The sequence below is a fragment of the Flavobacterium sp. ALJ2 genome, from assembly GCF_015594725.1.
Lineage (GTDB): Bacteria > Bacteroidota > Bacteroidia > Flavobacteriales > Flavobacteriaceae > Flavobacterium.
In genome coordinates, this window is record NZ_JADNRC010000021.1 from 1 (window position 1) to 23,203 (window position 23,203).

At 33.4% G+C, this 23,203-nt stretch carries 17 protein-coding genes; 5 read left to right on the forward strand and 12 right to left on the reverse strand.

All coding sequences use genetic code 11. The features are described from left to right. Positions 1–87: 87 nt before the first annotated feature. A complete protein-coding gene (locus IUY40_RS17800) occupies positions 88–3,387 on the reverse strand; it encodes a T9SS type A sorting domain-containing protein (protein ID WP_195738214.1) in 3,300 nt (1,099 codons plus the stop codon). Positions 3,388–3,391: 4 nt separating this feature from the next. Then, positions 3,392–5,458: a fibronectin type III gene (locus tag IUY40_RS17805; protein WP_195738215.1), complete on the reverse strand. Its 2,067-nt coding sequence runs from the start codon at positions 5,456–5,458 to the stop codon at positions 3,392–3,394. A gap of 481 nt (positions 5,459–5,939) precedes the next feature. On the opposite strand from IUY40_RS17805, the gene IUY40_RS17810 reads away from it, so the two are divergent. After that, the gene (locus IUY40_RS17810; RefSeq protein WP_195738216.1) at positions 5,940–6,116 is read left to right on the forward strand and encodes a histone H1; all 177 of its coding nucleotides are present in this window, start codon (positions 5,940–5,942) and stop codon (positions 6,114–6,116) included. A gap of 78 nt (positions 6,117–6,194) precedes the next feature. Here the strand turns inward: IUY40_RS17810 and IUY40_RS17815 are convergent, their stop codons facing one another. The 4 genes from IUY40_RS17815 to gcvT all read right to left on the reverse strand — a co-directional run bounded on the left by IUY40_RS17815 (position 6,195) and on the right by gcvT (position 11,548). After that, positions 6,195–6,977, reverse strand: coding sequence for a hypothetical protein (locus tag IUY40_RS17815; RefSeq protein WP_195738217.1), 783 nt, complete (start codon positions 6,975–6,977; stop codon positions 6,195–6,197). 282 nt (positions 6,978–7,259) lie between these two features. Beyond that, complete coding sequence (locus IUY40_RS17820; protein ID WP_195738218.1) at positions 7,260–7,973, reverse strand: YebC/PmpR family DNA-binding transcriptional regulator; 714 nt, start codon at positions 7,971–7,973, stop codon at positions 7,260–7,262. A 271-nt stretch (positions 7,974–8,244) separates the two neighbouring features. Further along, positions 8,245–10,275, reverse strand: coding sequence for a S41 family peptidase (locus IUY40_RS17825; protein ID WP_195738219.1), 2,031 nt, complete (start codon positions 10,273–10,275; stop codon positions 8,245–8,247). 190 nt (positions 10,276–10,465) lie between these two features. Next, a complete protein-coding gene (gcvT, locus tag IUY40_RS17830) occupies positions 10,466–11,548 on the reverse strand; it encodes a glycine cleavage system aminomethyltransferase GcvT (protein WP_195738220.1) in 1,083 nt (360 codons plus the stop codon). A 236-nt stretch (positions 11,549–11,784) separates the two neighbouring features. On the opposite strand from gcvT, the gene IUY40_RS17835 reads away from it, so the two are divergent. The 3 genes from IUY40_RS17835 (at position 11,785) to IUY40_RS17845 (ending at position 14,545) form a co-directional block, all read left to right on the forward strand. After that, entirely contained in the window at positions 11,785–12,630 is an 846-nt protein-coding gene (locus IUY40_RS17835) for an NAD(P)H-hydrate dehydratase (protein ID WP_195738221.1), read from the forward strand. 759 nt (positions 12,631–13,389) lie between these two features. Next, positions 13,390–14,172 (forward strand): HipA family kinase, encoded by a 783-nt coding sequence (locus tag IUY40_RS17840; protein WP_195738222.1) that lies wholly within the window; start codon positions 13,390–13,392, stop codon positions 14,170–14,172. Then, on the forward strand, positions 14,162–14,545 hold the full coding sequence (locus tag IUY40_RS17845; RefSeq protein ID WP_195738223.1) for a DUF3037 domain-containing protein: 384 nt from the start codon (positions 14,162–14,164) through the stop codon (positions 14,543–14,545). Before IUY40_RS17840 ends, IUY40_RS17845 begins: the two co-directional genes overlap by 11 nt. Positions 14,546–14,741: 196 nt before the next feature. On the opposite strand, the gene IUY40_RS17850 is transcribed toward IUY40_RS17845, so the two are convergent. The 3 genes from IUY40_RS17850 to IUY40_RS17860 form a co-directional block, all read right to left on the reverse strand. Beyond that, positions 14,742–15,290, reverse strand: coding sequence for a HutD family protein (locus IUY40_RS17850; protein WP_195738224.1), 549 nt, complete (start codon positions 15,288–15,290; stop codon positions 14,742–14,744). Positions 15,291–15,450: 160 nt separating this feature from the next. Further along, positions 15,451–15,957 carry a GNAT family N-acetyltransferase gene (locus IUY40_RS17855; RefSeq protein ID WP_195738225.1) on the reverse strand — a complete coding sequence of 169 codons (507 nt, stop codon included), beginning with the start codon at positions 15,955–15,957 and terminating at the stop codon, positions 15,451–15,453. A 183-nt stretch (positions 15,958–16,140) separates the two neighbouring features. Next, positions 16,141–16,650, reverse strand: coding sequence for a hypothetical protein (locus IUY40_RS17860; RefSeq protein WP_195738226.1), 510 nt, complete (start codon positions 16,648–16,650; stop codon positions 16,141–16,143). Positions 16,651–16,940: 290 nt separating this feature from the next. Here IUY40_RS17860 and IUY40_RS17865 point away from each other — a divergent pair, with 290 nt between their 5' ends. Continuing rightward, positions 16,941–17,624, forward strand: a complete 684-nt coding sequence (locus IUY40_RS17865) for a hypothetical protein (RefSeq protein WP_195738227.1) — start codon at positions 16,941–16,943, stop codon at positions 17,622–17,624. A 79-nt stretch (positions 17,625–17,703) separates the two neighbouring features. Here the strand turns inward: IUY40_RS17865 and thrC are convergent, their stop codons facing one another. The 3 genes from thrC to thrA form a co-directional block, all read right to left on the reverse strand. After that, positions 17,704–18,993, reverse strand: coding sequence for a threonine synthase (gene thrC, locus IUY40_RS17870; protein WP_195738228.1), 1,290 nt, complete (start codon positions 18,991–18,993; stop codon positions 17,704–17,706). 331 nt (positions 18,994–19,324) lie between these two features. Next, positions 19,325–20,245 (reverse strand): homoserine kinase, encoded by a 921-nt coding sequence (locus IUY40_RS17875; protein WP_195738229.1) that lies wholly within the window; start codon positions 20,243–20,245, stop codon positions 19,325–19,327. Positions 20,246–20,319: 74 nt separating this feature from the next. Further along, positions 20,320–22,767, reverse strand: a complete 2,448-nt coding sequence (gene thrA, locus IUY40_RS17880; protein WP_195738230.1) for a bifunctional aspartate kinase/homoserine dehydrogenase I — start codon at positions 22,765–22,767, stop codon at positions 20,320–20,322. Between the last annotated feature and the right edge of the window lie 436 nt (positions 22,768–23,203).

Below are 23,203 nucleotides of genomic sequence, written 5' to 3' on the forward strand. Positions count from 1 at the left end.
GGCGTAAGCCCCCGAACCAAATCCGCCTAGCCCCCAAAGCGGGAACAATATGAAAAGCAGAATGTTTTTATAAAGGTTTTTCATTTTTTAATAGATGATGATTTTTTTAACAAGGGTTTGCTGCTCTGTTTCTAACGCCAAAATGTATATTCCTGCTGGAAGATTTGTATTAAAATCGACTTGATAATTTTTCTTACCTGAATCTTTTTTATTGATCGTGGTAAAGTGTCCGGCAGCAGAGAATAATCTTAAATTGACTGCACTGATGTTTTCTAAATTGATGATTGCTTGAAAATTACCGTCATTTGGGTTTGGTGTTACGATAAAATCTATTATAAATTTTGGCGTACTTCCGGCATTAGGTAATGTGCTTCTTTTCTCGGCTGTGATGTTTTTATTGTACACCGCAAAACATTCGCCTTGTGTTTGTTGTAATCCTATGGTATAAACGCCTGTTTCTTTAAATTTTACGGTCACGTGTTTATCTTGCTTGTCTACTACCGTTACATCGTTTGGTAGTATCCATTGCGTACTTTCGCCAAAGGGTTTACTGGTATTCACTAGTATTACTTCTTCGTCTATATAGGCTTGTGAGCTTAATAAATATTCTGAATTAATGACTACTTCATTTGTTTTTATTTCTATTTCGTCTTCGCCTATACAGCCTAAAGAAGAGGTTACTTTTACTAGGTACGTTCCAGCCTCATTCAAAGTTACTTTTGGCTCGCTTGAGGTAAATCCATTTGTCGAGGTCCAGTTGTATTGTGCGTTATTGTCGGCTATTGAAGCGTCTAAATCTAAAACCTGATCGTTACATAAGGTTCTGTCTTTTCCTAGATTGATTACAATAGGGTCAGGGTTTTTTAATTCAAAAGTTCTAATGGTAATACAACTATTGGCATCAGTAAGGGTTAAGGTATAGGTTCCTGCCGCTAGCGTGCTTAAGTTTTGGGTAGTTTCTCCTGTGTTCCAAAGGTATTGGTACGGGGTAACTCCGCCTGTTGGGGCAAGAGTTATTGAACCATCATTTGCCTCAAAACAAATTGGATTCGTGATGGTTTCGTTTACTTCGACTCCGTTGGGTTGCTGAATTAGTATGCTTCCTTGTACGCTACAGCCTTTGGTATCGGTTATTTTTACAAAATAGTTGTTTGTGGTAAGTTCAGTAATGGTTTGCGTGGTTTCACCGTTGCTCCACTCATAGGTATAAGGAGGTGTTCCGCCTGTTACATGGGCAGTTGCCAAGCCGTTGTTGCCTTGGGTACACAAAATGTCTTCTTTGGTAAAGGTTAATTCTAATTTTGGAGGTTCTGCCATAAATCGGGTTACGTCTATTTCTTTGGTCAAGATGTTATTAACATACGTTCCTAATCTAATTCCGTTGGCATCTTCGACATTTAAGGCATAATTTCCATCAGATAAATTCTTTGCTGTTGCATCCTCATCGTTCAAAGTAATCCAATTGCCATTGGCTATTTGCTTTTTCCAAAAATACTTATATGGTAATCCGTTGTTTTCAAAACCATTAAAGGGAACTCCACCTGTTACATGTGCTGTTAAAATTCCGTCTTGCGATTCGTCTCTTTGTCCATCAATAGGATTTTGGTCCGTTTCATCGCCAAATTCGTTACTTACATTACATGAAATGGTTTGTTTTACCTCAAAAATTACGACAATTGGATCTGGCTGGGTGAGTTCGATACTGATAACGGGTATTATGGTACAACCCAAATTGTCTGTGGTTACACTATAATTAGCGTCTCTTATTTGTAAGGTATAGGTGTCGGCAGGAATATCTTGCAAGGTAATGGCATATACACCCGATACAAATTCTGTAGTCGTTTTGTCGTTGCTTATAACCTCATTATTACTATTTCTCCATTTGTACTCATAAGAATTTCCTTCTATAGGTGTTCCGCCTGTTATCGAGGCTATGATTTTTCCGTTAGAACCACCATGAAAAGTTGGTTCTTGTATTGAACTGTGCGACAACGATACTGGTGTAGCTGGCTGTGTAATGACTTTGGGTAGTACTTTTGCTTCACCTAATTCGATATTTCCGTCGACTATTTTTTGCACACGGGCTATACAACCATTCATGTCTTTGACGATGATGTTGTAAGTGTTTGGTGCCAAATTGATAATGGTATGCAGTGCTTGATTAGAGAACGGCACCCAAGTTGTTCCATCGTCTAGCGAATAGTAATCATTGCCTGCTACATCGCGTGTACCGCCAGTTAGGCTTATAGTTATAGTTCCATCTTGACCACCATAACAATTTACATTTGTAGATGATAAAGAAAAATCTACGGGGGATGGAGCGCCTATTTTAAACTGATAAGGAACTCCTCCTAATTCTGTATAAGGTGAATGGGTTGGACTGCCATTATAAAACCCATTTATGGTGATATGATAGTCGCCTCTAGATAGCTTTTCAATAGTGTAGCTATTATCTGAATTTAAAACAATCTCATGATAATTTACTGGAGCTCCTCCTTCAATTGGTTTTGCTAAAGTTACATTTAAAGTCTCTCCTGAAAACAAAGCTCTATCGAATTGTATTTTTACTTTTCCATCTGCACTTTCTGAATCATAACAACTAACATTTGTTGTAGTTGTTGAAGGGAGTATTTTAGGTATATCAATTCTGATAATATAATAAACAGACTCTGAGGTGGTCCCACAAGCTTTTTGTCTAAAATGAATTTGCTGTCCGTGGTAATTAACAGCATTAGCACCTAAAATTGCTGTAGCGTTGGTTGTAATGCTTGATTGACCTTGAAATTGGGGTAAATCTATCCAATCTGGGGAATTTACATCACTATTCGGAATTGATTTTAATGAATATTGCCAATTGTATTCTGAACGCAAAAAACCTGTATTCGATTTTATAGTAATATTACTACTGGTTGGTAAATCATTGTCTACACCAGGGTTTATAACTACAAGTTTAGGAATATTAGTTATGATCAATTCATCATCCCACCATCTTACGATATCAGTATAATTATTTAGACATGAAAAAAATTGTGTACTTTCTCTTTCATCGCCATTAAAAGAACCATTACCTCCACAACCACCAATTTTTCTTTTCCAGTTTCTTGAAGAAGAAACCTGTACTTTAACGGGTTTTCTGGTTGCCAATACTTTAATTATTTTTTCATATGCTGTATATCGATCAGAGGGTATTCCACCTATGTCTTCATTAATAACTGTTATAGTACCGTCATTATAAATTAAGTTGACCTTAACATCATTTCGGCAACTACTACTATAATTTCCAGAGCCGGGTTTTATGTTTAATACAGTTTTTACCTCATAATTGCCAATCTGAGCAAATCCAAATCCTGAAATCAACAAAAAAACAAATAAGTAAATCTTCTTCATACGCTTAATAAACAACGGTTAAAACTTCTTCTTTTACGGGATTGTTACTCTCTAAATTTGGTATTAAATGATACTCGTATTGGGTATTAATTTTTAAGGTTTTGTCTTCTATGGTTAGTATATCTCCGTTGAGTTGTTTCCACAAAGTAGGCGGTGTTCCTTTTATACTTTTGTAAATACTCAAACCTGTAATTTTACCTTTGCTTTTTGTATAATCCCAAGTAAGGGTGACTTTTTTACTTGCTCTATCGGGTACAGCTTCTGAGTAGGTAATTACTTTTAAGGGTGTAAAATCTAATACTTGAACTGTAATAGTAGCGTTTTCTATTGACGACCAAAGATTATTTTTGTCTCTTGCCAGAATAGCATATTGATAGATTTTTTTGTTTTCGACTCTATCGTCTGTAAATTCCTCAATGGTGTCGTTTATTTGTTTGATTTCTTGCCATTTGTTTTGTCCTTTTTCTCTTCTTCTAAGGCTGTAACCCACGACGTCTTCGCTATAACTGCGAATCCATTTTAGGTGTACTTTGCCATCATTGTTGTCATAATCTTTGAAAATAGGAGCCGCTGGCGGAATTTTATCGGGTTTGTCTAAAACTAATATTTCTGATGGATCTGATATATTATAGCGCATGTCTTCGGCAGCAATTCTATAATAGACTTTGCTGTTGGTCATTTTTAAACTCACGCTGTCTTGGTATTCATTCCCAACGTATGATTTATGGTAAATATCTACAAATTCTTCGCCCTTTGCATTGGCTTTCAAAATTCGGTAACCGCGTAAATCTTTTTCCTGATTTGGTTTCCATTTTAATCGAACCACTCCAAGACTATCAATTACACCTTCAAGCCCGATTGGCTTTGCTGGTGGAATAGAATCGACGGGCTGTACCAACATACTTTGCGAGGTCATGCGTTGGTTATTTTTACCAACTGTAGTTATCGTAAAATAATTGGAAGGATATAAATTGTCTTTGTAATTGAGTTTACGGTCACTTGCTGGAATAATTTTGGTAACGGTTTTATAGGGACCTCTATCATTTTCGGCCAGATTGATTTCGTAACCTTGTATAAAATCTTCCGATTCTTTTGGGTATTCCCATTCTAGATTGACGTCGTTGGAATTGAAGATGTTATAATTCGATAATCTTGCGGCTGTTACTACTCCCGAAAGTCCTTTTGCGGTAATAGGTTTTGTTATTTCTCCTTTTTCGCCAAATGAAGTTATACCGTATAATCTATAGTGATACATTTTATCGTTTACACTAAGCGTATCAATATAATACATGGTTTTAGATGGATGTTCGTCTTTATCATTCAGGTTAACTAAAGGTGTAGTTGCTATTGGATTAAAATTGATTCCGTCTTCTGATTTTTCGACCATAAACGAGGTGTAAATTCTTTTAAAGGTTTCGTAATCCCAGGAAAGCAGTACTTTTTTATCATCCGGAATCGCAATAAAATCTGTTGGTGCGGGCAAAATACTAAAGTCTTTTAAACCGATCATGTAAGAGGATTCTTTAACTTTTGGGCTTTCAAAAACACTTACCTGATAAGCATAGACTTCATTGGCTTTAACGTTGGTATCTACAAATCCCCAACCCGCTTTTACTGCACCGGTAAAACTCATATCGGCTGCATATAAAGCAAAAGTATAGCGTTGATCCAGTTCATCAGCCATACTTACTATTTTAGCAAGTTCCCCTTCTTTGGCACTAGTTACTTCAAAACTTTCTCCGTAGATAGACTGTGCAATTATAGCTGCATTATTGTCTTTTTGTGCTAAGTCAAGCCATGAATCCAAAGGTTCAGGAAGAAGTGGTTTTGGTGTAAGTACCATTTTTTCGGGTTTACGTAAAATATTCCCATCTCGAAGTATTGTAGTTCTGGTAATTACAAACCCTTTTTTGTTTGCTTTTTGCCATTCTATTGGGGAATTAATAGCCCAACGGATCAAAATCTTATCTTTTTGAGCCCTGGCATTGACCATCACAGTAGCTTGTTTGTTTTGGCTATAACCTAACGAACACAACATAATTAGTGAAAAAAGTAATTTTATCTTCAACATTCTATGAATTTATTTAAAAAGCTACAAAACTAGCTTTTTAATATTTAATTAATACTATTTTTAGGTTAAAAAACTCTATTTAAGGGGGGGGGGTTAGCTAAGTTGATTATTTAATTGACTTTTCGATTCTAAAATTTCAATAAATTGGATTTCTGTTTATGTAAAAATAATCACATGAATGTATGCAACTTTTTAGCTCTTTGTAATATCCGATTTTAGTGATTTTTTTATCTAGTTTCTCGTAATCTAAATTTTGAGTAATAATAGAGATGCGTAATGATTAATTTTATGATTATTTTGTTTAATTCACGATTATATAATTTCATTATTTATTTTAATAATGTCTGTTATGATGTAATAAGTGGTTTTATATTCGAAAGAAGCATTTTGTTCATTGATTCTTTTTGTAATTTATTCATAAAATTTTTCCTTTTATTAAAGAAACCATTAGTTTTGCGACTTTAATTTAATATAAAATATTATGAGAGATTTAATAGAAAAAATCAACACAGAAATCGAAACGTTTAAAACTGAAGCTGAATCATTAATCGAGAAAGGGATTAAAGCTGCTGGGCCAAGAGCTCGTAAATCAACTTTAGAAATTGAAAAACTTTTGAAAGAGTTTAGAAAAGTTTCTGTAGAGGAATCTAAAAAATAGTTTTAAAAAATAAAAAGCTGACTGAAAAGTAATTTTCGGTCAGCTTCTTTTATAAGGTTGTGTTAAATATCTTTTAGGTTAATAAGTGTATTCAAAAGTTTTGTCACTGCTTTCTTGCTTTATTAAAAAGTCATTGTCATTATAAGTATTCATAAAAGTTGTTATTCTTGTGGTAACTCCTTTTTCCATTTCTACTGTTTTAGTTAAATTGTTATTTGTAGTGATGGCATCTTCATGAAAAATTCCTGATTCTAGTAACAAAGTATATCCTAAAATATTTTTAAAAGGATTGTTTTTTGTGTCGTATTCAACTGAATTGACCTTGTCTTTAAATGCAACTTGAATGTAATTACCTTTAGTATCTGGAGTAAGTACAGTTGATATCAGTATTGTTTCTTTTTGCGTAGTAGGATTAATTGAAACTGTAACGGTTGAAATTGTTCCATCTGTATTATAAGTATAGCTTTTCCTTATACTGTCAGAGTACTCTGACGTTCCAGTTTTAAGATATGATTTTAATTTATTGTTTTCATATGTGAAAGTCGTAGTTGATTTTAGTACCCCATTGTTATAATATTCTGCTTTGGTAATTACATTTCCGGTGTATATAAATGTTGTTTTATTACCCCTATCATAATCAAGGCTTACAATTTTATTTCCATCGTAAGTATAAGTGGCAGTCCTGTTTTTTTCTGGTTCAGATTCAGAAGTGTATTTCTCGGTTTGAGGTAAAATTAAAACAGTATCCTCAGTATCCTCAACATTTTCGACATTTTCAATAATTGGATTGTCATAATCAGAACATGAACAAGAAGCTAGTACTAAACTTATAGCACTAAACAAGCATAAAATTTTTTTCATAAGGATTATAATTTAATAATTTGCAAAAATATAATAAAAATCTCATGATAAAACACTTAGTATTCTATTTATGTAATTGTTAGATTTCAATATATGATTTGCGTATAAAAAGCTACTTTTTAAGGAAAAGATTAAAAAAAAGTAACTGCTATAGCTGTGTATTTGGGGAAGTTATTTTATGAAGAATAATTTATCCAGATGAACTTTTCAATTTTAGCGGATCATTATAGCAAAAAAACTCCAGATTGCTCTGGAGTTTAGTTTATAATATAAAGAAAAAAGTTAATGTTCTTTCATGGTATGATATACATTCATTACGTCATCATCTTCCTCAATTTTTTCGATAAGTTTTTCTACATCGGCAATTTGAGCTTCAGTAAGTTCTTTTGACATTTGTGGAATACGCTCAAATCCAGAAGATAAAATTTCAATACCTCTGTTCTCAAGTTCTTTTTGTAGTGCACCAAAGCTTCCAAAAGGAGCATAGATTAAGATGCCATCTTCATCTTCAAAAACCTCTTCAGCACCAAAATCAATTAGCTCTAATTCCAATTCCTCAGGATCAAGATCACCTTTAGGAATTCGGAAATTACAAGTATGGTCAAACATAAAATCAACAGAACCTTGTGTGCCCATAGTTCCGTTGCATTTATTAAAATAGCTACGAATGTTGGCTACTGTACGATTATTATTATCTGATGCAGTTTCTATTAATATAGCAATTCCGTGAGGAGCATAACCTTCAAATAAAATTTCTTTATAGTTGGCAGTATCTTTATTGCTGGCATTTTTTATTGCACGCTCAACGTTATCTTTCGGCATGTTAGCAGCTTTTGCATTTTGTATAACAGCTCTAAGTCTAGAATTGGCATCTGGATTAGGGCCACCTTCTTTAACAGCCATTACAATATCTTTACCAATTCGGGTAAATGTTTTGGCCATTGCTGACCAACGCTTCATTTTTCGACCTTTTCTAAATTCAAACGCTCTTCCCATTGCTGATTTTTTATTTTGAGTTGCAAAAATACAGTTATTAGTTATTTTATAAAAACAAACACTATGTTTTTTTTGGTGAAATGTAAATCAATGACAGTAAACTGTAAATTGAGATTATATACTACATACTAAGTAGTTTATAGACTCAGAAACTAGCACCAGTTTATAGGTCAGTAGTCAGTACGTAATTTCAGTAAAAAAGAAAGTATACTTCCAAAATCTAATCACAAAGTTTAAACTGAGACTGAATACTGCAAACTGAGACTGATCATTACCTAGCAGCATTAAAACCATTAATAATATTTACAGCTTCATTTAAGTAAGGATTAGTTTTAAGATTATCAATTTGATATTGATTCATGTTTTTTTCAGTAGGATGAATCCCTAAAAGAAATCGGTTTACTGTCGAGTTGTATATATCTAGCGGGTCATTTTTAGCGTTATAAGAATTAATTTCTTCCCACAAACCATTTCTTGTTTTTTTCTGCTTAAAGACCGCATCCAAAGTCATCGGAATCTCAGTTCGAGGAGTGTTAACCAGTTGATCTATTTTCTGGTTTATTGTAATTATATTATTAAAATAATCACTAGCAGCCACTCTGATACTACTATCATTGGCAAGACTGTTTATTAAACTTCTTTTTACGTAAGGTCTAAATTTTAGGACAGGAATAATAGAATCATTTTTGATAGCAGTTGGAAAGTTTTTTTCTTTTGCGATAATATTTTCATAAAATTCAGGAAGAATTACATCAGGAGTTATGCCTATATATTGATGACTTTTTCCTGTTATTCGATAAAATTTATTAATTGTTATTTTTATGAAATCTGTATTTTTATTTTCATCCAATGATTGTATGGTTTGCATAGTTGCTTTTCCTAATGTATTGCTTCCTAATAGTAAAGCGCGATTGTAATCTTGCATAATCGATGCAAAAAACTCACTTGCTGATGCCGTGTTACCATTAACCAGAACAACAACGATTCCTTTGTAAAGCATCCCTTTGTAAGGATCATTAATAACCGACTGTTCATTTTTATTATCTACAACAATCGAGATAGGGCCACTATCGATAAACATTCCGGCTAGTTTTATAGCCTCTTCCATAGATCCTCCACCATTATCGATTAAGTCAATAACGAGTCCTTTAATGTTGTCTTTCTGTAACTTAATAATTTCTTTCGCAGTATCATCCGCACAGCCTTTCCCGCTATTGCCTTCTAAATCGGCATAAAAACTAGGAATTTTTATATAACCAATCTTACTTTTCTTGCCTATTATAAAACTAAAAACAGAGTTTTCTTCATCTTTCATGATTTGTTTTTCGATATTAACATCAAAACTTTTTCCTGAATTTCTTTTAAGAGTAAACGTGATGCTTTTGTTCGATTCGGATAAAAGCATGGTCGAAATAGATTCAAGAGTAGCACACGAAACTTTTAATATTTCTTTTTGGTTAGATATAGAGATAATTTGATCTCCTTTTTTTATTTGACCTGTTTGAAATGCAGGTCCATTTGGATCTAATTTAGTAACAATAATTTCGTTTTTCTCATTCAGATTAACACTTAGTCCCAATGATAAGTGCTCTTTAGATAAAGAAGCAACAAAACTAGATTTAGAGTCATTGCTAAAATAGGCTGTATGAGGATCAAAGTACGTACAGAAATAATCATATAGTTTTTCTTGAGGTTTTTTTTCCGTTTGCAAAAGTGTATTAACTCGGCATATTTCATTATCAAAAACGGCCCTTTTATGAGTAGCTTCAAGAGATTTAAAATTTGCTTTAAGTGAATCCATATTAGAGCTTACCTCCGCTATTTCATCCAGGATTTGGTAGCGCATTTTTTTGCGCCATATTTTCTCAACTTCATTTTCCTTCATATATACAGGAAAAGATTTTTTATAAAACCGAATGGTGTCTTTTACAGAATAATCGATAGGCTCAATTAGTATTTTTTCTAAAGCGATTTTATTACGCATAAGCCCATTTCGGTATTTAGAAATAATATCATTCAAGAAAGTACAATCTTTTTTTAAAATAAGATCGTCAATATTCAAACGATATTTTTTAGCAAGAGCATCATATTCTGATTTCAGAAAGATATTTCTAGAAGGGTCAAGGTCATCAATCAAGTTATCAAAAACAAAAACCGATAGACTATCATCTACCGGTTTAGGTTGAATATGTTCGCTTTGAATAAGCACATTTATTTTAGTTACTATTTCGCATGTAGAATCACTATTTTGACCCAAAAGAGAGAAACTAGCAAGCAGAAAAACCAATGAAATCTTTTTCATAAATAGAGTATCAACATTTAAACTAAAATTACGCTAATTTTTTTGATAAAACCCGTATAGTCTCACTAAAATATTGATATCGAAACAGAATATAACTACAGATTTAATTGATTGCAAAGATAAAACGAAGCTAATCATTTTAGGCTGTGCTACATAAGCAGGATTTCAGTATCGTGTTTTAAAAAATAAATTATTTTTTGTAGAAAGGTAATTTCACCACTTTAGCAGGAACATCATTTTTTCTAATTCTAATAAAGATATTGCTGTCTACAGTACTGTTTGCAATAGTAACGTATCCTAAACCAATACCAATGCTCATAGATGGAGACATAGTTCCAGAAGTTACAATTCCAATTACATTTCCAGAAGCATCTACAATTTCATAACCCTGTCTTGGTACAGCACGTTCCTGCATTTCAAAACCAACAAGCTTTTTGGTAACACCAGCTTCTTTTTGTTTTTTTAGATTTTCAGAGTTCGTAAAATCCTTAGTAAATTTTGTAATCCAACCCAGTCCAGCCTCAAGAGGAGAAATAGTATCATCAATATCATTTCCGTATAAGCAGAAGCCCATTTCTAGACGCAACGTATCACGAGCTGCCAGTCCGATTGGTTTAATACCAAAAGAGGCACCAGCTTCAAACACTTTATTCCAGATATGTTCAACCTCATCATTTTTGCAATAAACCTCAAAACCACCAGAACCTGTATATCCAGTAGCTGAAATAATTACATTTTCAACTCCAGCAAAAGAACCAACTTCAAAATGGTAATATGGAATAGCCGATAAAGCTACAGAGGTTAAACTTTGCATTGCTTCAACAGCTTTAGGACCTTGAATGGCTAACAAAGAGTAATCATCCGAAAGATTTTTCATTTCAGCACCTACATCATTGTGAGAAGAAATCCAATTCCAATCCTTATCAATATTCGAAGCATTTACAACAAGTAAATACTCTTCTTCTTTCATTTTATAAATAATCAAATCATCTACAATTCCGCCATCATTATTAGGTAAGCAAGAATATTGAGCTCTACCAATAGTTAGAGTCGATGCATCGTTCGAAGTTACTTTCTGAATTAAAGTCAAAGCATTTGGACCAGTTAATAAAAACTCCCCCATATGCGAAACATCAAAAACGCCCACGCCAGTACGAACTATTTCGTGTTCAGCATTTACACCTTCGTATAAAATAGGCATATTATAACCAGCAAAAGGCAGCATTTTTGCTCCCAAACCTTCATGTATGTGCGTTAGTGCAGTATTTTTCATTGTGTGTGTGTTTATAAAAGTTAATCGCAAATTTATTCAAAAAATGTTGTAAACAAGTACTCATAATTATAAAAATCGTAAAAATCAGGAGCTGTTTCCTGCTATTCGCTATATCTTTATGTTTTTAAAGGAAAAACATAAAGGATGCCGCTATTATCAGGGCTACGGCATATCAGGTAACATTAAGTTAATTTAGAATCATGGTTTTTTGTAATTTTATTAAAAATACCCACTTCATGAAAATGCCAGTCACAATAACCCAAGCCGAAATTAAAAAGATCTACAAGCCTATAAATCCATATACTCACAAAGGAATACAAGGACATGCAACAATCATTGCAGGAAGTTATGGAAAGATAGGAGCAGCAGTTTTAGCATCCAAGGCCTGTATAAAATCAGGTTGCGGACTCGTAACTACCCTTATTCCAAAATGTGGCTATGAAATTCTCCAATCTACAATTCCCGAAGTAATGGTTGTAACCTCAACCCATGAAGAATACATCTCTGAAATCTTTTTTGAGATTAAGCCACAAGCTATAGGAATTGGCCCTGGAATAGGGCAGGAGCCTAATACACAAAAAGCATTTTATGAGTTTTTAAAAACAAATAAAACACCAGTGGTTATCGATGCCGATGCACTAAATATCCTATCACAAAATAAATCATGGTTTACTTTGTTACAAGCAGATACTGTGCTTACACCACATCCTAAAGAATTAGAACGCTTAATAGGAAATTGGAATTCAGACAACGAAAAATTCGAAAAAGTCATAGAATTCTCCAAAAAATATCGAGTAATCATAGTTATGAAAGGAGCTCCAACACACATAATAAATGGCGCAGCTATTTATCAAAATACCACGGGTAACGCAGCATTGGCAACTGCAGGAAGTGGTGATGTGCTAACAGGAATAATTACAAGTTTACTAGCTCAAGGATATTCAGCAATTCAAGCAGCGCAATTAGGAGTATATCTACATGGATTAACCGCTGATATTGCTCTGCCCGAAACAGGATATCAGTCATTCATTGCATCCAGCATTATTGAGAATCTTGGTAAAGCATTTTTGTCATTAGATTAGTTAGAGAAACAAGACTTAGAGATTCAAGAGTATAGATTCAAGAGTAAAGAAGCAAGAGTAAAGAAGCAAGAGTATAGAAGCAAGACTCAGAGAAGTAAGATTTAAAGATGTTTTTTATTTTAGATTACTCAGTTCGTCCTTCTGAGCGGAGCCGAAGGACAGCTGTTTTGTAGAGACGCACAGCAGTAGATTGCACCGCAAACAGAGAAAAAATCTGTTAAATCTGCAAAATCTGTGTGAACCAAAATTAACGTAACGCTGAAATAAGATTTAAAGAAGAAGATTTTTTAGATTACTGAGTTCGTCCTCCTGAGCATTCTATGATAAAAACAAACAAAATCTTAAAATCAATGCAGAGAAAAAAATCTGCCGAATCTGCAAAATCTGCGTGAACCAAAATTAACGTAACGCTGAAATAAGATTTAAATAAGAAGATTTTTTAGATTACTCAGTTCGTCCTCCTGAGCATTCTATGATAAAAAACAAACAAAACCTTAAAATCAATGCAGAGAAAAAATCTGTGTGAACCAAAATTAGCACAACGTTCTAATATATTGTGGAAGCCGCATTGCGGTGCTTCTTGACAGATATGGTTTAATTATGAATGCGTCTAGATTTTTCAAAACATAGCAAACAACTTCTCCAAGTCTTGTCTCTATACTCTTTCCTATTAAAAAAAACAAGAATTCTAAAAATCTAAGCAATCCAAGAATTCTAAAAATCTAAATTAGTAAGTTTGTATTCCAGTAAAAGCTGACTATGAAAAACAAACTCAATCTAAGAACGGTAAACGTAACGCGATATATAAGTCCGCTGCGTGAAGGTGGTTCGTTACCCGCTTTGGCCGAAGCAGATGACGATTTTAAATACGTCTTAAAATTTAAAGGAGCCGGGCATGGTGTAAAAGCATTAATTGCCGAATTGGTAGGAGGTGCAATTGCTAATGCATTAAAACTTCAAATCCCCGAATTGGTATTTGCTAATCTGGATGAAGTTTTTGGCAGAACCGAAGGCGATGAAGAAATACAGGATTTACTACAAGGAAGCCAAGGACTTAATTTGGCATTACATTTTTTATCAGGAGCAATTACTTTTGATCCAGTTGTAACTGTGGTGGAGCCTAAACTGGCTTCGCAAATTGTTTGGTTAGATGCTTTTATTACCAATGTAGACCGTACATTTAGAAATACCAATATGCTTATATGGCATAAAGAACTCTGGTTAATAGATCACGGAGCTTGTTTGTATTTTCATCATTCATGGAACAACTGGCAACAACATGCCAAAAGCCCATTTGCATTAATAAAAGATCACGTATTGTTGCCACAAGCATCACTTTTAAAAGAAGTCGATTCTGAATATAAAACCATTTTAACTCCCGAATTATTGCAGGAAATCGTAGCGCTTATTCCTGACGAATGGCTTAATTGGGAAGATACTGATGAAACGCCCGAAGGATTGCGAAATGTATATTTGCAGTTTTTGCAAACACGATTAGATCATTCCGAAATTTTTGTAAAACAAGCCGAAAATGCAAGATAGTCACTTATATGAATATGCCGTAATTCGTGTTGTACCAAGAGTCGAGCGCGAAGAATTCCTAAATATAGGTATCATGTTATTTTGTAAAAGAGCCAAATTTATAAAAGTATTGTACCATATAAACGATGCCAAAGTTCAAGCATTTTCAGCCGATTTTGATGTCGAACAATTGCATTGTAATTTAACCTCATTAGAGAAAATTGTCAATGGAGCCAAAGATGGCGGGCCAATTGGGCAAATGGAAATTCCGGAGCGTTTTCGTTGGTTAACAGCCATACGCAGTTCGGCAATTCAAACCTCAAGGCCACATCCGGGATTATGTCAGGACTTGGATAAAACCATTCAGAGATTGTTTGAGGAATTGGTTCTGTAAATAAAGGTTCAAAGGTGCAGAGTTCCGATAGCTATCGGAACAAAGGAACAAAGGTAAATAAAACTGTAGTTTTTTTCTTAGCGACTTAGCGTATTTGCGAGAAATGCTATTGCGTTCTTTGCATATCCCGATAGCTATTGGGATTGTGAACTTTGCGGTTAAATTTTATGCGATAGATTAAAGGATTAACGGTGGATTAAAAATCCAATATTCCGAAGAGGCATTCATTAGAAAAAGAAAGTATTATATTTTCCCTTTTTTGATTTTCAATGACTAATAAATCATAAGGATTTAGATCGTATGGTTTCTCATTAATTTTAATAACGGTTGCATGCAAAGAAAATAAAAATATTATTTGAGCATTACAATTTTGATCGCTATTCGTTATTTCTAGTTTGTGATGGGATGCTTTTTCAGAAATCATCCAATTAAAATCAATGCCTTTCGTATAAGAAGTTACTTCATCATCCGAATTAAATTCCATGATTTGATACTTCTCATACAGTTTTTTTTCTTTGTTAACCTCAACATGCAGGCTGCTATCCAGCATAACCAAGTATCGGTGATAGCCTTTAAATTTGGTAAACTCAGAAGGTTCTTGCTCTATTGTAGCACTGCTTATTCTGAATATAAAATCTCTATCAGCATAATTTGCTGTTTCCGGATATATTATATATTCATAAGTCAATCCACCACTCCAAATAGAGACTGCACTATCTTTTTTAGGAAAAAGGCTTATATTCATTTTTATTGTTTTTAATAAGAAATCAAATGTGATTTTCTAAGGTTCAAAGAAACAAAGTTTTTTTAGCGAGATAACACCAATATCTTAGCGAACTTCGCGTATCTCTTTGTGACCTTTGCGGTTAATTTTTTGAGTTTCTTAAAAATTCGTGGTTAAATAATTAAATTTTTTTCTCCAATACAATAAACTCCAAGGGCTCTTCTACAACAGTAACATGAACATCACTTGCAGGAAAAGGTTCTCTTACGCCCGTATCTACATAACCATTACGTTTGTACCAAGCAACGAGTTCTTCTCTAACAGATATTACGGTCATTACAATTCTAGGCAATCCTAATTCTTTAGCGTGAATTTCGGCTTGATGTAATAATTTTTTACCAATACCGCTATTTTGCAACACAGGCGAAACAGTAAGCATTCCTAAATATAGTTTATCCTCTTTTTCTACCAACAAAACACAGCCAATAATTTGATTGTTTTCTGTGAATTTTAAGATAGTGTTTTTCTTGTCTTCAATAGTTTCGGTTAATTCTTCTTCGGTTGTTCTTTTTCCTTCTAATAAATGAGCTTCGGTAGTCCAGCCTTTTTTTGAAGATTCACCGCGGTAAGCAGAATTTATTAATATGTTTAATGCTGGGATATCTTGTAATGTTGCTTTTGTAATCATGGTAATCTAATTATATTGTAAAATAAATGTTATCTAGTTTTAATTGGATAAAAATATGAATTGCCTACAGCTTTAGCTGGAGAAACAAAATTACATTAGAAAATGGCTTTAGCCTAATCTTTGTTTTTTGGCTAAAGCCGAATTTGTCAATTGATCTTAATTATGGTTCTTTTTTCATTTGAATTAATTCTCGTTATTTTTTAAATTCTCAAAAAAATGTATTGGATCAGTAATAAATTTCATTGAATTTGAACTTTTCAAACTCTCGATAATAATTTTCATTTCAGGTTTAAAGATTTGTCCTTTTAAATCAATCAAAACAAATTGATTTTTTTTGCAGAGATTTAAAATCGATTGAAGAACATTTGTAATATTTGATGTTTTTCTTAAATCAATTCGAAACTGAAATTCTTTAATCTTTTTTTTATCATCATTTAAATAAATATAAGCATCATTATCTTCCTCATTATCTCCATTTCCTTTCCAATTCAAATATGTTTCATTTCCCCAATCAGCTTTCGGAGTAATTTGGTCCATTTCAGAAATTATCAAGGAAATATCGCCATCAAAATTTTCCCAAAAAGAATTTGTATCAGGCAAAAAATCTGATCCGTTATTTTTAAAAATACATTGATAATTGCTTTGAATTGAGTTTTCAGGAACAACCATTAAAAGATATTGCCAAACTGCCATGTTTTACTTTAGGTTAAATTGTAATTAAATAGATTGATAACTTTTATCTAAATATAATAATTTTCATCTATAAATTAAGTCACAAATAACAAGAATAAATCCTATAAGCGGTGGATTTAAAATTGTATAATCAGAAGAAAATCATCTCAAAATACATCTTCAATTCTTTATAAGTAGCAATCTTAGTACTCTTCTGCTAGCGCAAGCGTCTCCTCATGCTCATTTTTTTGCATTGTTTTATTAAGTCTTTAAAAGTTATCTTTGTAAGATTTTAAATGCAATGTATTGTTATGGGAATATCAGGTGAAATATGTTTTTTAGGAAATCCTTATCCAAACGGTCATAAATTAATTGAGTTTGTATGGAGTGGACGAGTTGAAGAAGATGAGTCTTTATGGTTTGATTTTCATCTAAAAACTGACAGCTATTATGCAGATGACAATAAAAATGAACAGGAAGAAGAGAGAAGCGACTGGAACTCAAAAGTTGTATGGGAAAACTATCAGAATTGCATTATTTCATCTACTTACTGGGGTTCCGATGGGATTAAAATAAATAAATCATCACAAAAAGCAGTTTTTAATGATTTTATTAATCAGACTTTAATTGTTGATTCGTTACCCTTTAATGATGATTTTGAATATGATAGACTTGCCTTCGAAATATTTTTGTTAGGACATGACACTTGTGCAGATCATAAATTAGAAATTAGCCTTAATACGGAGAATAATTATGATATTGAATGGTCTGGGAAAATTGCATTAAGTTATTTGGGAGATGATAAATTCAATCATGATTTTGTTCTTAAAGTTCAAAATATTGCGTTCAATGGTTTTTATTACCCTAAATCATGGTCTTTAGAAAAAGCAGATATTTTTTTTAAAAATAATTTTGAAGATTATAAAGATTATCAATTTGTCGATCTTAATCCTAAAAGCAATAAACGAGAATATAAATTTAAAAAGATTAATTAAGAATTTTAAATATAAAACCACAAATTGCAAGAAATTAATCCCGTAATCTATGGTTTTAAAATTTTATATGTATGGCGATTTACCCCAAGAAACTTTTCAACTCCTCATAAGTCTTAATCTTAACACTCACTTTCACCTCATTAATAACGCTTTCAATTTGAGCAGGAATCGGAAGTGTAATCCCTAAAGCAGGTTCAACAACATCTAGGAATTTAATAGGATGAGCCGTTTCTAAGAAAATACCAATCGCGTTTTCGTGTTTTTGTAATTCTTTCTTCAAACCTAAGTAGCCAACAGCGCCATGCGGTTCAGCAATATAACCGTTAGCTTTATAAATATGTTTCATTGCTTCCAATGTTTCTTCATCAGTATAACTGTAGGATGAAAAGTCTTTTTCGAACGCTTTTAAATCATTTTGGTACATTTCCTGAATTCTAATAAAATTACTCGGATTCCCAACATCCATTGCGTTAGAGATAGTCGCTTTAGATGGTTTAGGATCGTATTTTCCGTTTTCTAAGAACCTTGGTACCGTGTCGTTTACGTTTGTAGACGCAACAAAATGTTCAATAGGTAAACCTAATTTCTTTGCCATGATTCCAGCGCATATATTTCCAAAATTCCCACTAGGACAAGAAAAAACCAAAGGTTTGTTTTGACTTTTCAAGGTTTTGTAAGCAAAAAAGAAATAGAACATTTGCGGTAACCAACGTGCAATATTGATAGAATTTGCTGAGGTAAGGTTTTTATGTGTTAGAGAAGCATCCAGAAAGGCTTTTTTTACCATATCCTGACAATCATCAAAAACACCATCGACTTCCAGTGCTTTGATATTTTGACCTAATGTTGTCAGTTGTTTTTCCTGAATGTCACTTACTTTTCCTGATGGATATAAAATCACAACTTCTACTCCGTCAACACCAAGAAAACCGCTTGCAACAGCACCACCGGTATCACCCGATGTTGCTACAAGAACGGTATTTTTACTTTCTGCTTTGTCTTTATTAAAATACGCCAGACAACGTGACATAAATCGCGCGCCAACATCTTTAAAAGCCATTGTAGGGCCATGGAATAATTCTAATGAATAAATTCCTTTTTCGACTTCGACAACAGGGAAATCAAAACATAAAGTTTCTGCAATGATTTCTTTTAAAACGGTTTCTGGAATTTCATCGCCAACAAATTGTTTGATAGCTTCAAAAGCAATTTCTTCGTTGCTTAGATTTTCGATTAACTCAAAAAAGGAAGCATTTAATGGCGTGATTGTTTCTGGAAAATATAATCCTTTATCACTTGCTAATCCTTGTATTACAGCTTCCTGAAAAGAAACTTTTGGGGCATTATGGTTTAAACTATAGTATTTCATTGGTTGTTTTTATTTAACCGCAAAGAGTGCAAGGAAATTGTTTCTTTTGAAAACGTTATGTTCGCAAAGCTTTGTGGTACTATTTTTTATTTCAATAATTATCTTCAATTTTTGTCATTTCGAGGAACGAGAAATCGCACTTGAAACGCGATAACAATGCGTCCTTACTTGTGTGATTTCTCCTTTAAGCCGAAATGACAAACTGGGCATGTTGTACTTTGTGTCTTTACTTTGCGTGGACTTCGACTCCGCTCAGCCTGACAATCTATGTCTTAATGCTTGATTATTCTTATTTAATGCATCTCACATTTCACAAACAACATTTCACATTTTATATAATTCTTACTCCCTCAGGATTAATCTGTGAGATATGAATTTCGTATGGTAAACCCATAGTATCATAAACTTCACTCATAGCTTTGGCTATTTTTCCGGCAGTTTCTTTTCCTCTGCTTAAAGCAAAAATAGAAGGGCCAGAACCCGAAATTCCCGAACCCAATGCACCATTTTCGAGAGCTGTTTGTTTGATTAAATCAAAACCAGGAATCAAGACACTTCGTAAAGGTTCTACAATTTCGTCATGAAGAGATCTTCCGATTAAATCGTAATCTTTGGTATATAAACCTGCGATTAAACCACCCACATTACCCCATTGCATAATAGCGCTTTTAAGAGAAACATTTTGTTTTAATACCGAGCGAGCATCTGATGTTTTTAATTCAATTTGAGGATGAACTACCGTAGCATATAATTCTTCGGGACTGTCAATTTTTATAATATCCAGCGGATTGTAGCTTCTTACCAAAGTAAAACCTCCCAAAAGGGCAGGAGCAACGTTGTCGGCATGGGCATTTCCGCTAGCTAATTTTTCGCCTTGCATGGCAAATTGTACCAATTCTTTTCTTGTAAAAGGCCTTCCTAATAATTCGTTTATACCAAATACGGCACCTGCAGAACTTGCGGCACTACTACCGATTCCGCTTCCGGCTTTGATGTTTTTGTAAATTTCGATTTCAAAGCCGAAGTCAGTTTCTATAGTTTCGAGCATTGCCAATGCAGCAACTCCAGCAACATTTTTTTCTGTTTCTAGAGGCAAATCGGCACCAACAATTTTTGTGATGCGAACACCTTTCTGATCTGATTTACGAACAATCATTTCATCGCCCGCAGTTTCTAAACAAAGCCCGAGAACATCAAATCCACACGAGAGATTGGCAATTGTTGCCGGACAAAATAGTTTTATTTCTTTCATTTTTTTTTATTTCTAGTTTCGGGTTTCAAGTTTTATAGGATGTGCTACAAAAACTTGAAACTTGAAACAAAATTTTACACGTTTCCAATTCGAATTACATCTGCAAAAATTCCTGAAGCAGTAACAGCTGCACCTGCTCCGGCACCTTTTATAAGCAAAGGTTGATCTACGTAGCGATCGGTGTAAAACAATACGATATTATCTTTTCCTTCCAGATTATAGAACGGATGGTCTTTTGGAATAAATTGTAATCCTACACTAGCTTTTCCGTTTTCAAATTGCGCTACATATTTTAATCTGGAGTCTTTACTCAATGCTTCATCATAAATCGCTTTAAAATGAGGCGCATGTTTTGTTAGCGAAGCAAAAAAGTCTTCATTGTTAGTTGTTTCCAGCGATTCGGCAGGCATGAAAGATTCATTTGCAATAGCATCAATATCCATTTCATAACCACTTTCTCTGATTAGGATTAAAATTTTTCGGGCAACATCTATTCCACTTAAGTCAATTTTAGGGTCAGGCTCAGTAAATCCTTGAACTCCGGCTTCTTTTACCACATCGTGGAAAGAGTTGTTCTCATCAAAATTATTAAAGATAAAATTTAAACTTCCAGATAAAACAGCTTGAATTTTGTGTACTTTATCACCAGAAGCAATTAAGTTTTTTACAGTATCTATAATTGGTAATCCAGCACCAACATTAGTTTCGAATAAAAACGGAGCGTTAAACTGACGTGATAAATTTTTCAGTTTTTTATAATTGTCATATTCAGACGAACAAGCAATTTTATTACAAGTAACCACAGCAATACTTTGTTTCAAGAACTCTTCGTAAGTTTCAGAAACACTTGCATTTGCAGTAATATCAACAAAAATACTGTTACGTAAATTCAGTTCTTTTGCACGTGCTATAAAAGTATCTTTATTAGCAGTTTCTCCATTTTTAAGAGCCGATTGCCACTCTTTAAGTGAAATGCCATCTTCGTCGAAAATCATTTTTCTAGAATTGGATAAAGCAATAACGCGAACATTTATCTTTAGATTTTCTTTAAGGAACTTTCTTTGGTTGTGAATTTGCTCGATGAATTTTTCGCCTACGTTACCAACTCCCATTACAAATAAGTTAAGTTGTTTGGTATTCTCTTCAAAGAAGTTTTCGTGCAATGTATTCAATGCTTTTTTTACATCACGCTCATTAATTACAACCGAGATATTTCTCTCGGATGCACCTTGAGCGATAGCGCGAATGTTTACGTTGTTTTTACCTAGAGTGCTAAACATTCTTCCGCTTAAACCTTGGTGATTTTTCATGTTTTCGCCAACCAAAGCAATAATGCAAAGATTTTTCTCAACGATACAAGGATCAACTTTGTTTTGAGTGATTTCTACTTCAAAAGCGCCGTTAATTGCTTGCTCGGCATTCTCGGCATCGGAATTTAAAATACCAATACAAATAGAATGCTCAGATGAGGCTTGAGTTATAAAAATAACATTGATACTTTCATTAGATAAAACTTCAAAAAGACGTTTTGATGAACCCGAAACGCCAATCATTCCTGAACCTTCAAGAGTTATTAATGTAATATTATCGATATGGCTAATTCCTTTTACAATAGTATCTTTTGATGAAACATGATTCGAAATATAAGTTCCTTCCGATTCTGGTTCAAAAGTATTCTTGATTACAATAGGGATATTTTTTCTTAATACAGGCTGAATCGTTGGCGGATATAAGACCTTGGCACCAAAATGAGATAATTCCATCGCTTCCTGATAAGAAATAGTTGCAATAGGATGCGCTTGTTTTACAATTTTAGGATTGGCAGTGTACATTCCGTTTACGTCAGTCCATATTTCCAGTGCTTTGGCATCAAGCGCGCCAGCCAGAATTGCAGCAGTATAATCAGATCCACCACGACCTAATGTTGTAATGATTCCATCTAAAGATGAAGCAATAAAACCTGGCATGATTACTATCTGAGATTCATTTGTAGCAAAATAATCACGGATTAATTGATTCGTAACTTCAAAGTTTACAGCAGCTTTCCCGAAATGGTTATTGGTTTTTATAAGTTCACGGCTGTCTTTATAACCACTATTTTTATTAGTTTGCTTTAAAGCTTCGGCAATAATATATGACGAAAGCAATTCTCCAAAACTAAGAATAGTATCAGCAGTTCTATTAGATAATTCACCCAATAAGAAACAACCATCAAGTAACGTCTCAAGATGGTTTATGATTCTTTTTACGTGGCTTAATAAACTACTTTGTTCGCTAACTGGAATCAGTGCTTTTAAAGTATCTAAATGTTTTTTCTCTATTTCGGCAACTATGTCTTTATAACTTTCGTCATTAGAGGCGGCTTTTGCGGCAGCAGCCTGAAGTAAATCAGTTACTTTACTTAAAGCCGAAACGACAACTACTAATTGACCTTGTTCTGATTTTTGGTTTACAATTTCTAAAACTCGTTTTATATTTTCTGCATTGGCGACCGAACTTCCACCAAATTTTAATATTTTCATTGTGTGTATTTTATTTTATAAATGCAAGCAAGTGTTTATATGTATTCAATGCCTCTCTTCTTTCAAGAAAAAAAGTATGGATAACCTGGATTATATGTAAAAATGTATACCCCTAAGGGGTAGTTGTAATTGTAGAAGTTGTTGTAGCAGTAATTGCAACCCAGTTTTGAGTTGTTATCGAAGAGTGATATTTTATACTGTTACCTTTCATTTTTGATTTTCCAAATGTACAGGTTTTTATAATGAGCAAAAAATTTAATCGGATTTTTACGAATATTTGAATATTCTGTATGACAATATTCAATTTCTGATTATTTAATAAAATTTAAAGCCTCAAAATGGGTTATTCATATGTTTGTCTCAGATTAAGAGAGTTGTTTTCCTAAAATAAGAATAGGTTTTTATATAATTGAGAGATAAATTGCACTGACTTGTT